10 protein-coding genes are annotated in these 13,309 nt (G+C 68.0%); 2 read left to right on the top strand and 8 right to left on the bottom strand.

The window, feature by feature from the left end; genetic code table 11:
* Window positions 1-249 precede the first annotated feature (249 nt).
* From K6I34_RS17980 to K6I34_RS17960, 5 genes are all read right to left on the bottom strand, one after another.
* Entirely contained in the window at window positions 250-672 is a 423-nt protein-coding gene (locus K6I34_RS17980; protein ID WP_229327290.1) for a hypothetical protein, read from the bottom strand.
* Window positions 673-782: 110 nt separating this feature from the next.
* Window positions 783-2,033, bottom strand: coding sequence for a helix-turn-helix domain-containing protein (locus K6I34_RS17975; protein WP_229327289.1), 1,251 nt, complete (start codon window positions 2,031-2,033; stop codon window positions 783-785).
* A 262-nt stretch (window positions 2,034-2,295) separates the two neighbouring features.
* Window positions 2,296-3,219: a serine hydrolase gene (locus tag K6I34_RS17970; RefSeq protein ID WP_238489201.1), complete on the bottom strand. Its 924-nt coding sequence runs from the start codon at window positions 3,217-3,219 to the stop codon at window positions 2,296-2,298.
* A gap of 556 nt (window positions 3,220-3,775) precedes the next feature.
* On the bottom strand, window positions 3,776-5,266 hold the full coding sequence (locus K6I34_RS17965) for an FG-GAP-like repeat-containing protein (RefSeq protein ID WP_229327287.1): 1,491 nt from the start codon (window positions 5,264-5,266) through the stop codon (window positions 3,776-3,778).
* A 269-nt stretch (window positions 5,267-5,535) separates the two neighbouring features.
* The gene (locus K6I34_RS17960; protein WP_229327286.1) at window positions 5,536-8,703 is read right to left on the bottom strand and encodes an ALF repeat-containing protein; all 3,168 of its coding nucleotides are present in this window, start codon (window positions 8,701-8,703) and stop codon (window positions 5,536-5,538) included.
* Window positions 8,704-9,499: 796 nt separating this feature from the next.
* Between K6I34_RS17960 and K6I34_RS17955 the strand changes: the two genes are divergently transcribed.
* Together K6I34_RS17955 and K6I34_RS17950 are read left to right on the top strand one after the other, a co-directional pair.
* Window positions 9,500-10,012, top strand: a complete 513-nt coding sequence (locus tag K6I34_RS17955) for a hypothetical protein (protein WP_229327285.1) — start codon at window positions 9,500-9,502, stop codon at window positions 10,010-10,012.
* Window positions 10,013-10,635: 623 nt separating this feature from the next.
* Window positions 10,636-11,091 (top strand): hypothetical protein, encoded by a 456-nt coding sequence (locus K6I34_RS17950; protein WP_229327284.1) that lies wholly within the window; start codon window positions 10,636-10,638, stop codon window positions 11,089-11,091.
* A 517-nt stretch (window positions 11,092-11,608) separates the two neighbouring features.
* On the opposite strand, the gene K6I34_RS17945 is transcribed toward K6I34_RS17950, so the two are convergent.
* Genes K6I34_RS17945 through K6I34_RS17935 form a run of 3 tightly spaced genes read right to left on the bottom strand, consistent with a single transcriptional unit; the run spans window position 11,609 to window position 13,193 of the window.
* On the bottom strand, window positions 11,609-11,938 hold the full coding sequence (locus K6I34_RS17945; RefSeq protein ID WP_229327283.1) for a hypothetical protein: 330 nt from the start codon (window positions 11,936-11,938) through the stop codon (window positions 11,609-11,611).
* Window positions 11,939-11,949: 11 nt separating this feature from the next.
* A complete protein-coding gene (locus K6I34_RS17940) occupies window positions 11,950-12,276 on the bottom strand; it encodes a hypothetical protein (RefSeq protein ID WP_229327282.1) in 327 nt (108 codons plus the stop codon).
* On the bottom strand, window positions 12,273-13,193 hold the full coding sequence (locus tag K6I34_RS17935; RefSeq protein ID WP_229327281.1) for a glycoside hydrolase family 25 protein: 921 nt from the start codon (window positions 13,191-13,193) through the stop codon (window positions 12,273-12,275). The genes K6I34_RS17940 and K6I34_RS17935 overlap by 4 nt, the downstream gene beginning before the upstream one ends.
* Window positions 13,194-13,309 lie beyond the last annotated feature (116 nt).

Genomic DNA, 13,309 nt, shown 5'->3' with positions numbered 1-13,309 from the left:
AAGGACCCAGGAGAACCCGGCCCCAGCGTCGGGCCTTCGGCACGACCCCGCACACGCAACAGGCCGAACACCGGCCGATCACGATCAACTACACCGGACCGAGGCCAACTGAAACGGCGAGGCTAGAAGGAACGCCTTGGTCTATGACCTGAGCATTCCGCCCCTGCGAGGAGTATGCCTCCGGGAACAGTGGGGCGCCCCCTCCGACGAAGGAGCCGCCAGGGGCCGGGGTGGTTTTTTCTCCACGGATCACGGGGTGACCTCCCCGTACGCCTCCTGGACCAGGGCGGCGAGTCGCTCGGAGTCGACCAGGAGGCCGCTGCCGTCAGGCGGCTGCACCCAGTAGATGCCAGGGCCCTTCGTGTGCTCAGGGGCCGGTACGGCCACGTAGCAGGCGGGGCCGAGGGCTTGGCTTCCTGGTGTCGTCCACCTGCTGGCGCTGCCCGGCGCGACGAGGAAGTAGTGGTCTTCTCCGTCGCGGATCACGGGGCCGGGAAGTTGGGCCGCGAGTACGTACCCGGCGAGTGGCTTGTCCACTCGGATGGCGTCCCAGACCTTGCCGACGGGCAGGATGGCGACACCAGCGTTGGTGAACCACTGGTCGGCGTGGGCACGGTTGTTGTCGGCTGAGGCAAGCCATCGTTGGGCAGCCTCAAGGTTTTTTCCGGGCACAGACGATCCCCTCATCACGGATGGTGAGGGGATCGTCTCTCTATAAAGCTCGCGCGCCCGGACAGTTTGTGAGGATGAATATTCCCCAAACCCCTTGCATCAGATGGCAGTTAGACTCCGGCCCAGCGTGCGAAGCCCGCCAGCGTGTGACTCTGGGCGCGGTCGAGGCGCACAAGAGTGGCTGCCGTGGTGCGCACGGTCGGATGGAACCGTGTGTGATGCGGGGCGACAGCACGGGCGCGCTGGAGGTCCCGATGGGCGCCGTGACGGTCACCTTCGGCAAGCCTCGCGGCCGCCATGTCGATGAAATGGTGCGACGACCGTTCACGTGCGAGATCTGTGGGCGGCTCCCACTCTTCGCGATGCTGCTCAGCGCCCCACTCGCGCACCCGAGCGAGGGCCTGCTCGGTGTCACCGGAGTCGATCAGGACGGCCACTTCGTGGATCTTTAGGTTGCTCGGACCGAAGGACGTCTCGTAATGCAGCGTGTCGCCAGGGAGCTGGTCCGCGTACGTCTTGGCTTCGGCCAGACGGTCCCACGCGCGATCCCCGTGCCCGTCGCGCACTTCCAGGATGGCGAGCTTGAGCAGCATGCCGCCGATGACGGCCATGTGCGCGTCTGACAGCGAGTACTCCGAGGCCATGCGCTCGACCTCGGCGACGAGCCCCTCCAGGAGTCGGCGAGCAGCCGAGTAGCTGCCCATCCGGACCATGGCCCCCGCCTTCAGGTATCCGGCCGTGGCCTGCATGAGACCATCCCCCGAGAGGTCGGCTGCCCACTGGACACGTTCCACAGCCGTGAGGCTCAGATCGTGGTACCCGAGCTTGTGCGAGAGCGAGTTGACGGCTCGGTAGCAGATCGCGAGTTGACGGAAGGCTTCCCTCTGCTCTCGCTCCAGGATGGTTCCTCGGCGAGCCGTTGAAGGGTCGCCCGCCAGGGCGACGTGCGTCAGCTCAGTAAGCAGGCCGGGAAGAAGCGGCCCCATCGGGACGTACTTGGTGTCACGGCGCATGGACGACACGTGCGCCGTCTCGGCGATCAGTACCGATAGAGGGCGAGGCGGCGTCAGGAGATCGTCTGGGCTGTCATAGGTGAGCAGCACCCGGCGCAGGTCGGGGATCACGGCCTGTGCCTGCGTTTCGGTCTCCGCCCCGTTGATGTACGGCTGTCCAGTGAGGGCGGTCGGACCAACGGAGAGCGCTTGAGCGATATCGGTCAGCATGCCCGGGGGGACCACACGTGCACCGCTCTCGTACTTCTCCATGGTGCTCGCGGAAACCTTGACCGCGGCTGCAAGCCGCCTGACGCTCATCTGACGGACCTTGCGCAGCTCACGGATGCGCTCGCCTACATGCTTCATGTCTGGAGCCTTTCGTGTACGGGCCAGGCCAGCGTAGGGCCGGGTGCCCTGCCCCGACAGGTCTCCGCGAGAAGGCGAGAACGAACACAGGGCTGCTGTCCGGCCCGGAGGCCGGACAGCAGCCCTGTGTTGTCGCCACTCCAGGCCGTTCAGCGCGGCCTGGACCACCCTCGGCTCGTGCGGGCGGGGCAGCGGCAGCAGGGCGCGAGGTTCAGATCAAGCTGAGGGAAACCGAGATGGCCTCGTACGGCTGTCGGCAAGGTCAGTCGAGGACGTCGGGGATCGGCTTGGTGTTGCTGCGCAGGAGGGCGGTTCTGGAGCCGGTGGCCGGGCCGAGGGCCCAGTCGGAGAGGGCCATGGAGTCCATGTAGCGTTCTTCGTCGTTCAGCAGGACGCCGATGATTGTCTTGCCGTTGCGGGTCACGGTGAAGACGAGGCACTTGCCGGAGGCGGTGGTGGTGCCGGTCTTGACGCCGAGCGCGCCGGGGTATGCGTAGCCGGTGGGGCGTTCGCGGATCAGGAGGTTGGTGTTGCCCCAGGCGGGGACGGTGGCGGTGCCGCCGGTGCTGTAGGTGGTGGTCTTCACCAGGGTCTGGAACAGGGGGCTGGTCATCGCGTGCCGGGTGAGCTGCGCGAGGTCGCGCGGGCTGGTGAGGTTGTTGCCGGTCGGTGAGATGCCGTCGAAGGAGTCGAAGACGGTGCTGGCCATGCCGAGTTCCCTGGCCTTGGCGTTCATCTTCGCGATGAAGTCCGTCGTACGGGCCGCCATGGTCGTGCCCGTGCCGAAGGTGTCGGCGAGGGCGTAGGCGGCGTCGCAGCCCGAGGGCAGCATCATCCCGTACAGCAGCTGACGGACCGTCGGGGTCGCCCCGGCCTTGAGCTGGGCCGAGCTCGCCCCCTTGAGGTAGACGTAGTCCAGGTACTCCTGCTTGACGGTGACCTTCTGGTCGAGGTCGAGGCCCGGAAGGGAGGTGACCACCACGGCGGTCATGATCTTCGTGGTGCTCGCCATCGGGCGCTTGGTGTCGGCGTCCTTGGCCATGAGCGTGGTGCCGTTGGCGCCGTCGATCACGATCGCGCCAGCCGCGGTGAGGGCCGGCGCTGCCGCGGCCTGGGCGGGAGCCGTGGCCGTGAGCAGAGCACCGGTGGCGATGGTCACTGCGAGCGCGCCCTTGGCGCGTCGCATCAGGTTGGAGATCACTTCAGTCCTTGATGGTGGTGAAAAACCCGGGGTGGGAGGCGCCGCAGAGGCTCCTCCCACCCGAAATCCGGTTGGTGGGCGCGCGGGATGGGCGGTGCGGGGGCAGCCGCAGACCTTGTTTCTCAGCCGTTCCGTACCCGAGACCGCCTGGAGCGCGCCGTCCGTGTGTTTCGTTGTCTGCGCAGGAACACGGGTGGGCAGCCTGTCGCCAGTGAGGTCGCTGACCACTATGTTCCGCGTCCGCTTGGCGGGGTCCGGCACGCGGGTGGGGACTTTCGCCCGTATCCGTTTGTCGGCGTTGAAGCTCACGTACCCGTCGCCGGGGCAGGACCAGAATCTGCCGTCGGGGTGCGTGCGAGCAGGCTGGTGGTCCTGTCGCCCGGGAAAACGTCCGTCCGGTGGGTGATGGGGCGTCGTGCTCGTGGCCGGGGTGAACCAGTGGCCAGGCGGGTTGAGCTGCCCGCCGGTGGTATATGAGGGAGCCGACCCGCCGTCGCGCTGCGGGAAGTGTCCCGGCTGCGTGCGACGGCGAGCCAGTGCGTCAGAGCGCGATACCCGGGGCGAACGTGCCGTTGCCCCTGCCGCGATGGAATGACATCTTGGCGCCCTTCCAGCTGACGACGTCAACCTTGCCGTCGCCGTCGACGTCACCAGTGACGATCTTCAGGTCGGCCCAGATGTTGCCGGCCGCTGCCAGATCGCCGGCGTCCAGGGTTCCGTCGGCCTTGCCGTTCCAGTGGACCAGGGCGCCGTTCTCCCAGACGCCGACGACGTCGTCGCGGCCGTCGCCGTTGAAGTCACCGGTGCCGAGGATGATGACGCTCTTGAAGGAGTTGTCGGGCCAGATCTTCTTGCCGCCGGTGAAGTCGAGCAGGCCGTTCGTGCCGACCTTGTAGGCGTACAGATCGCCGTCGGGGCGGGTCGCGAGGACGCCGTCCTTCGTGCCGGCGGGGTCGGCCTTGAAACGGGTCAGGTGCTTGAGCTTGGCCCAGGTGGCGCTGTCGGGGCTGAGGACGATGGTGGTGTTGAAGGTGCCGTCGCCCTTGCCGGTGTGCAGGAGGATGCGGTCGCTCTCCCAGACGGCGGCGATGTCCTGCTTGCCGTCGCCGTTGAAGTCGCCGGCAAATATCCGCTGGGCTGTCTTCCACACACCGGGGGTTCCGACGGCCTTCGGGGTTGCCTCGAAGGTGCCCTCGCCGCGGCCGCGGTAGAGCTGGAGGGTACCGCTCGTGTCGACGCCGGCCAGGTCGGCCTTGCCGTCCCCGGTGAAGTCCGCCAGGGCACGGAGGTCGGTCAGATTGGTGGTGTCGGGGCCCGGCTCGGTGACGTTGCTCTTGATCCACCCTCCGAGGTCATCGACGCGGACAGCGCGAGCCCCCCTGCGAGTCTCACCCTTGGGGGCGCCGAGGCAGGAGCCGAGCCATGAGCCGGTGGTCAGGGCGACCACCTCGTGCCGACCCGCGGTCTCACGCGTGAGCGGGCCGCCCGCGTCGCCCTGGCACAGTGCCGCGTCACCGTTGGGCTCAAGATTGACGACTGCGTCGGAGGTGGTGGAGGTGACGTTGAACTGGCCGCTGTTGAGCAGACCCGGGACCCAACTGGTTGCGGTACGTCCGAAACCGGCGCTGTGCAGGGCCTGTCCGGAGGCGGGGCCCTGGCTGGACAGCGGTGCCGGGGCGACATTGGCGACCGGCGTGCTCAGCTTGAGCAGGGCGACGTTGCGCTCCGGGTGGACGGTCACATCGGTAGCCTCGACGACGGCGCCGGTGGTGCCCGTATTCAGGTCCGCGCGGCCGACGGTAACGGTGGTCTTGGCCTGGAGCTTGCCGCTGACGGGCCGACCACTGGTGGCCGACACGCAGCTGGCCGCCGTAAGGACGTAGCTCTTGTCGACCAGGACACCCGAGCAGCCCTTCAGGTGATCACCGAAGACGATGTTCGCGGCGTAAGCGCGATTTCCGTCGGTAACCGGCGCGCCGGACAAGGAGGAGGCGGGCGTTGCGGTGAGCACGACCGCGGTGGCCGCAGCCACCGCGGCAGCGGCTGCGACCCGCGGATGACGGAAACGATGAGAAAGCATCAAAGAATGTCTTTCGGGAGAGTGCGTACGTGGTTTGCGTGGTCGCGGTCGTTACTGAGGAGCCGACACGACCGGAGGTAGTGACCGAACAGCCGGTGACGCGGAGTTCGACGAGGGGTGATCGGAGCGGGTTGCGCGCGATATTCGGCCGGGCCGCAGCACACTGCCCGTGCGGCGTGCATGGGGCATGTGTCAGTGCGGGCCACGGGGGCGGCGGAGTGCTAGTGCCAGAGGCCCCCCAGAACGCCGGTGATCGGCGAGACCAGGTCGTGTCCGAACTGCGTTACTTTAGTGGCGACGTTACCGGCACCGATAGCACCGATCCACTTGGACTGGCCGAAGGTGAGGATTCCCAGGGCGGCGCTCGCGGCAGACGACTTGAATTCGCTGCTCGAGAAGCCCCAGCCGATACCGGTGAACAGGGCACTGAGTCCGCCGAACGCGATGGAAGCCATCGCAAATTGACCGGCCACTTTCTCCATGCCCTCCCCAGCGGGCGGGTAGATGAGGCCGACCGGCAGGGCACTGATGCCGATCGCGGCGGAGATGAATCCGGTTCCGATGCTCGCCACGTTGGTGACGTTGGCTAGCCACCTCGCGCTCTTCTTCCACAAGGGCAGACCGCCCTTGACGGTGTCGTTCTCGGAGGTGTCGGCCGGGTTGCTCCCGGCTTCCTTGGCCTTGCGGGCCTCCTCGGCAGCTTTCTTGGCTGCCTCCGCTATCTCGGCCTTACGCTTGTCCGCAGCGATCTGGTGCGCCTTGCTTGCCGCGTCCGCCGCGGTCTTCGCATCCTTGCCGGCCTGGGTGGCGGAGGCGCGGGCCGAAGCGGCCGACGTCTGGGCCGCGTTGGCCGATGCCACCGCGCTGCTGGCCGAGTCGACCGCGCGGTTGGCAGAGTAGTTTGCCGAGCGCGCGGCCGTACGAGCGGTGGCGGCCGCCTGCCTGGCGCGGTCCGCGGAGGCCTGTGCGTTCTTGGCGGACTTCTCGGCGGCGTCGGCGTTGTCGGCGGCCTTCTGGGCGAACTGGGCGGCCTGTCCAGCGGATTTGAGGGCCTTGTCCGCCCACTTCTGCGCGTCCGTGGCGGCGTTGTGGGCCTTCGCCGCCTCTTCCTGCGCATGGGCGGCGTCTTCCTGCGCCTTGTGCGCGATCTTCGCGGCCGCGAAGATCGCGCCCTGCATGGCGGCGATGTGGGCGGCGGAGTCGTGGTCGAGCTGCGCGGTCTTGTACTGGACCGAGGCGAGGAAGTGGCGGCGCAGCCAGGCCGGTCCCTCCAGCGCGGCCTGGGCGTGGGCCTTGGTGTAGGGGCCCGCGGTGGCGAGAAGGGTGGAGGTGGCGACCGAGTCATCCTCCCGCTGCGCCGCCTCGTAGGCGGTGCTGAGGAATTCGTACAAGGCCTTGGGGGTGCCCGCGTCGAGTGCGGCGTTCGCCGCCTTGGCCACGGCCTTGCCGGGTTTGTCGGCCAGGACGCGTGAGACGGCGACGCTGTTGTCGGTGGCGGCGGCCTCGATGGCGCCGGTGGTGAGGAACTTCGCAGCGGCGTCTGGGTCGTCGCTCTGCAGTGCTTTGGTCGCGGCGGTGGCGACGTCCGGGGTGGAGACCTGGGCGAGGAAGAGGACGGTCTCCCGGTCGTCCTGCTTCTGCGCGAGCTGCCGGTCGGTGTCGATCCACGCGTGGATGTCGGCCTCGACACCGCACAGGGCGAACCGCGCGGCCTCCCGCGACCAGCTGCCGCGAGAGGCCAGCAGGGCGACGGCAGCCTTGCGCCCGAGCATGGCGGCGGCGGTCGCGTCACCCGACTTGAGAGCCGACTCGGCCTGGGCGATGAGGTCCTTGGTGGCCTGCTCCGTCTGCTCGGTCTGGGTGCGCCGGTTGGCGAATTCCGCCCGCTCCTGGTCCTCGATCTGTGCGAGCAGGCGGCACTCGTCCACCGCCTGTTTCATGTCCGTGTCCAGGCGCTGCCACTCGGCCTCGCGTGCCTTCTGCTCCACCTCGATCGCCTGGTTGACGGCGTCGGTGGCGGTGTTCGCGGCCTTGACGGCCTCATTGGCGAACTCGGTGGACTTATTCGCATAATCGAGCGCCTGGCCCGCGTACTGGGCCGCCCACTCCGCTGCCGTGGCGGCCTTCTCCGAGTGATCGGCCGCGCTGTTGGCAGCATCCCGTGCGGTGCGGGCGGCGGCCGCCGACGCGTTCGCCAACGCCTGGGCCGTACCCGCGGCGTCGGTGGCGATCGCCGCGTTGCTGCTGGCGATCCGCGCCTGCCGCTTGGCCTCCGCAGCTTCCGCCTGCGCTGTGCCCGCCGCCTCGGCGGCGTCGGCGGACGCGTTCGCCGCAGCTGCGGCGTTGCGCGCGGCTGAGGCGGCGGCGGACCCGGCACCGGCGGCCTGGGCCGAGGCCGTGGCCGCGTAATCGGCGGCACTTGCCGCGTTGCGGGCCTGCGCCGCGGCGTTGCGGGCGGCGACGGCAGCGGTCTTGGCGGCGGAAGCCCGGGAAGCGTCCTTCGAAGCGGCGATGGCCGCGCCGTACGCCCGGGCGGCGGCGGACCCAGCGGTGGCCGCGGCCTGGCTCGCGGCGGTGGCGGCATACGCGGCGCGGCGGGAAGCCTGAACGGCGGCGTGCGAGGCGCTGATGGCGACCCGGGCGGAATCGGCCGCCCCCTGCGCGGTTTCGGCGGCCTTACGGGCCGCCCTCCCCGACCTGATCACGTCGTTTTGGGCAGCCCTGGCCTCGGCTGCGGCCCTCTCGGTCGCCTCCTTGGCCTTCGCGGCGGCCTCTACGGCGCGGGCGGCAGCCTCCTCAGCCTGTTTCGTCTTCGCGTCGGCCTTCTTGCCCTCGCGCTCGACAACCGCGACGAGTTCCTCGATCGTCACGGCTTCCTGGTCGCGGGCACGGGCAATGTACTGGCCCGTCTCAAGGAACCACTCGATGTCCTCGGCAGAGCCGTCCAGGGCGCGGGAGGCGTACTTCTGCACCTCCGGTCCCGCCTGCACCATGAGCTTGGACACCTCGACGCGCATGTCGTCCAGCCGGGCGGAGTACTGGCCCTCGGTGAGGAACGACTCCAGCGCGGCCTGGGTGCCGGCGTCCAGCGCGGCGCCGCCGCCGCGCCGAACCGCCTTGCCGCCGGTGGCCATCACGGTCGAGGTGGCCACCTTCAGATCCTCCAGGAAGCCGACCTTGAAGCCGCCTTGAAGGTACTCGGTGATGGCTGAGTCCCCGCCGTCGAGCGCGGCGGCGGCCACGCGCCGGGTGCCCTTCCCCCCTCCCGCCAGCGAGGTGACGACGGCGATTCGGTTGTCCTCGGCCGTGGCTCTGGGAAGTTCGACGGCCAGGAAGTTCTGGATATCGGCCTCGGAGCCCGCCAACGCCACCTCCGCGGCAGCACGCACGGCCTTGCCGCCAGTCAGCCACGCCTTGACTGCCTTCGCCCGCTCGGTGTCGGGCAGGTTGAACGGGTCACCGTCGTCTGGCGGAGTGTCGGCCCAGGCAGCCAGGGGGTTGAGGACGAGGCTCGAGGTCGGTGGTGACCGCGAGGGTGGTGAGAACGCGCCGTCTGCTCCAGAACGTGGTGTCCAAAAGTGGTCCTTCGGTTCGACCGCTGGCGATTCATGGCTCTCGGCTTCATAGCGCCAGACAGAGTGATGTATTAACGCGCGGATGCCCCCCCGATTGACCCTCAACCGGAGCGGAACATGAAACGTGTACGGCAAACCTACACAACGTCATTACCTATTGACTACCCGTCAGCGCGACAAGTTGCAGGGGGAATCCAAGCGGTGTCGACGCCACCGGTACTGCGAGGCGAAACCCAACCCCCTCATGCGTGCATCCGTATCAAAAATGAAACAAAATCCCGTACAACCTTCTGCCGTGGTGACACAATTCACTCACTTTGACGGCTAGTTGGTTCGACTTTGTGGCATTTGCGCCATTGGATGTGTGCTGGGGTCAGAGGCTTTCATGTCCAGAGAACGCGGATGATCAACCTTGCTGACTGCATCGCCTTCATGCTCGCGGTCAAGGAACACAAACCTTGGCGAGTAGTAACGACCCAGTCGGAAGTTGAAGGTCTCCGGGGCCGTGAGTTCATCTGTGGATGCCGTTCCTGCTATCCGTGCCCCTGCCTTCGCGCCCGCGTTGACACACGTTCCGGAATTCCGTCGGAACCCACTGCAAAGGACACTGATGAAGGTTCGTAGCGCAATAGTTCGCACTCTGGGAGCGGCGGCGGCGGGCGCCCTGGCGTGGTTTGCCGTGGCGAGTGGCACGTCGGCCGCATCCTCCCGGGACAGCGCAATCGTGCAGGCTGCCGCCGCCGACGCCCCGGGCGACGCCGTCGAGGACTTCAGCTACCCCGAGGCCGACAAGATCCTTGCGGAGAAGGGCATCACTCTCAAACGGGGTGACGGCCACATCCTGCTTGCCGACTGCGCCAGCGCGACCAACCTGATCCAGATACTGGCTCGCGACCAGAGCAAGGTCTGCTTCCGCGTCACCGGCGACAGCGGCTACCTGGCCCTGGAGATCCCCGCGGTCTACAACATCAAGGGCAACGACTACGTGGCCCAGGTCGATATGACTGTCGGCAGCGAGCACAAGACATTTGACATCAGCAAGAACGCCTGGACTCCGGTCGGCGAGAGCATGGACCCGCAAGGACGCGAGCACACGCTCGTGGAGATCAGGACCTCCAAGTAACACCCGTCCGGCGTCCGTCGCCAGCCTGTTCGCGCTCGCGGGCAAACGCAGTCTTCAAGGCGGAGGCTTCCCCTCGCCGGGCCTCTCTGATGCCCACCGTCGCCACCGGCACCATTCCGGCTTCTCAGCCTCGCTGCGGCTGCCACCAACTCGTGCCATCCCGAGTCAGCGATCGGGCCGTCGTCTCCGCTAAGGAGGACGGGGCGGTCAAGGGGCCCGTGAGGCAGGCGGTGGTGAGGTTGCTGTAGCGGCTCATGGTGGCCAGGCGGGTGGCGCTGAAGTGGTCGAACATCTCTTCCCGGTCCAGTATGTCCCCCAGAGGTCGTCCTGGCACAGCTTCCCCCGGCGTCCTCCGCCGGCTTCGCTCGTGTTCAGCGACTCCTGCGCCACCTCCGCCCGAGCCTGCGACCAGGCTGGCGGGTGGCTCGCCCTTCGTGACTTCCTGCGGCACTCCCGCCACCGCCGTGTCTCATGCCGGTCTGGACCAGCCTGCCCTTCGCTGCCAACTGCCCTGCCAGAGCTGCTGGTAGGGAAGAGTGCATACTGACACTCTATTGATCGAAAAGCGGAGGAATGTCGCCGATCGGGTGGACAGCCGCTGATAGTCAAGGGGTGGTGGGAGAATGCTGTTCTCGATCCCGGTGTCCGGCTGGGGGATGATTGCCGCCGCGGCGACGGGCTTTTTCATGATCGGCATGTGGGCGCTGCCTGTGGGGATGGATCTCCCCGACGACCTGCGCGCCAGGATCGAGCGGGTGCGCAGGCGGCCGGGGCCCGTCTTCTATGTCGTGATCCCGGTGCTCGCCGCGATGGTCCTCGGGGTCAACCTGCTCCGCCCCGAACCGGCAGCACCGATCCTGTTCCTCTACAGTGTCGCGTTCGCTTCCTTCCCCGTGGCTGTCTTCCCGATCCGCGGCCGGTTGCTCAAGGCCTACATCACCGCGGAGCAGAACCCTGACGTCCCGCTGGAGGTCGACCGCGCCTCCAAGATCTGGTTCTACGGGTTCCTCTCCGCGGTAATACTGGTGGCCACCCTCGCACTGATGACGACGCCGTATGGAGCGCAGCACTCCGCATGAGGGAGGGGCGGCCGACGATACCCGCAGCGCGATCACGCACGCGACCGGCGCCCCGAGGCTCCGACGGAAGCCGCAGCGCGAGGCCGCTGGCAAGAGCTGAGACGGCCGCTGCCTTGAGATGATCCGTCGCGGCGAGCAGTATGAGCAACCGCACCGCCTCTCGGGCCCTCCACCGTCACCAGCACGGCCAGCACCCCGGCCTCCGGGCGCGCCGTATCGACCAGGTCCTGCATCGACGGGCCGGGCGGCCACATCTGTACCAGAGTGCCTTCGCGCTCGCGCTCAACTCCCCTGCCCAAACGTGTCATTCAACACCAAGACCGGCATGCGTGACGGTAGCCGCTCAGCCGTGGTCCGATCTCGCTGAAGGTGAGGCACGGAGACTCCCTGACTGGGATGCCTCGGATTGAGCGGGACTGCCTCATCTTCAGCGGGTCCGGATAACAGGAAGATGCCCTGCCCTTGCGGAAGCAAGGGCAGGGCATCAGGTTGTGGTCGTCCAGCGGGCGGGGCGGGGTTACTTCGCCATCACGCCCCACAAGGCAGTCGCGGCGGCGATGAGGCCGATGATGACGGGAACGGTTGCGTGGTACAGCCGTGCCTGCCGGTCGCGTTCGCGTCGTTCGGCCTCCGCGAGCTGGTAGCGCTCGATCTGGGATTCCAGGGCCTCCCGGGCTTCCACTTCCCGTTGCAGTCCTTGGGCGAGTGCGGAGATCCGTTCACCGGTGTGTGCGGACTGGAGGGTGTAGACGTCGGCGGATACCAGGCGGTCGAGGCGGGCGGTGATGCCGGCCATGCCGTCCTGGAATTCGCGTCGTAGTGCGTCGACGGACAGGTCATCGCCCATCGGGTGCCTCGTCAGGAGGCGGCTGGGCCCGTGGGCGGTGCGGTCCGGGCCTTCGGGGTGGGCAGGAGGCTTGCGGTTCCGGTTCTGCCGAGGACGCCGGACAGCGTGCCCTTGACGATGGCGAGGGCAGCCGGAAGCGCGGAGACCGCCGCGGCCTTGGCGGTGGACAGGTCGGTGACGGTCCCGGCGAGGAGGAGGCCGAGGAACGCCTTAAAGTGTGTGGCGACAGTTCGCTCGGCGAGGTTGGGGAGGAACCGAGGCGTGGGGAAACCGCTTTCGGGGAGGGCCGGGGGTGCCGTGGCGGCATCCCCGGTAGTGCCGGACGGCGTGCTGTTCACCAGGTCTCGATCGCATAGGTGATCCCGGCCGTCGTCGTCTGCAGGCTGACCTTGGTGTCGTTCGGGGTGAGCTGGACGTCGACCGTGCCTTCCGCCGACGACAGCGCGATGTTCCGGATGCTGCGCCATCCCATGCCGTTGTGGATCGCGATCCGGACGGTGCCGGTCGGTGGGGTGGGGGCTATCTGGTCCATGCCGAGGTGCAGGCACCGGTTCGGGTAGTGGTCCCATGCGGAGCCGCTCGGCACGAGTACCACGGTCGGCTGCGCGCCGGGCGCGACGGGGCCGGTCATCCACTGGGGCATGGCGTCCTCCTGAGACGGTGGTGCGGGCTGGAAGGACAGCGCCCAGGAACGGAGTTCGCCGACGCTGTCGAGGCGGCAGTAGTCGCGGTCCATGCCGCCGCTCTCGCTGTACTGATGGAACAGCCACCGGGCCGCGATACCCGGGTCACCGGCGTGCCGTCCGGCGGTGGCGATCCACAGGAAATCGCCGTAGAAGCCCGTGACATCGACGTTCCGCCAGTAGTCGAGATTGGCGTACATGCCCACCGGCTGGTACGGCAGCCGCCGCTTCACATACCGCAGCCAGGCCTCTTTGTACGCGGCCTGCTCCCCGCGGGGCACGTCCCGGTTGGCGTCGTCGTACCCCTCCCAGTCCAGGACGACCAGGTCCCCCGGCCGCCAGTTGACCTGCGCGAGGAAGAAATCGGCTTCCTCACGGGGGTCGTTGGCCATGTGCGGGTAGTGATACGCCCCCCACACCAGCCCGTTCCCCTTGACGTGATCGCGCTGCGCGACCCATCTCGGATTGATGTAGGACAGCCCCTCGGTCACCTTCACGAAGACGAAGGACAGCCCCGTCGTATCGGGCGCCGAGGACTGATAGCTCGCCCAGTCCTGGCCGTATATCCCCATCGACCCTCCTCCCGGCCACCCGGCGCCCGGCCTTCCGGCCGACAAGTGCGCCGTGCGCCCAGCATCGGCCCGCCGGACGCCGTTGCCCAGGGGCGGGCCGATGCTGGGCGCACGGC

Source organism: Streptomyces sp. UNOC14_S4, assembly GCF_020740835.1.
GTDB lineage: Bacteria > Actinomycetota > Actinomycetes > Streptomycetales > Streptomycetaceae > Streptomyces.
Note: the sequence above shows the minus strand (reverse complement) of the source record. Positions and strands in the feature narration are given on the sequence as shown.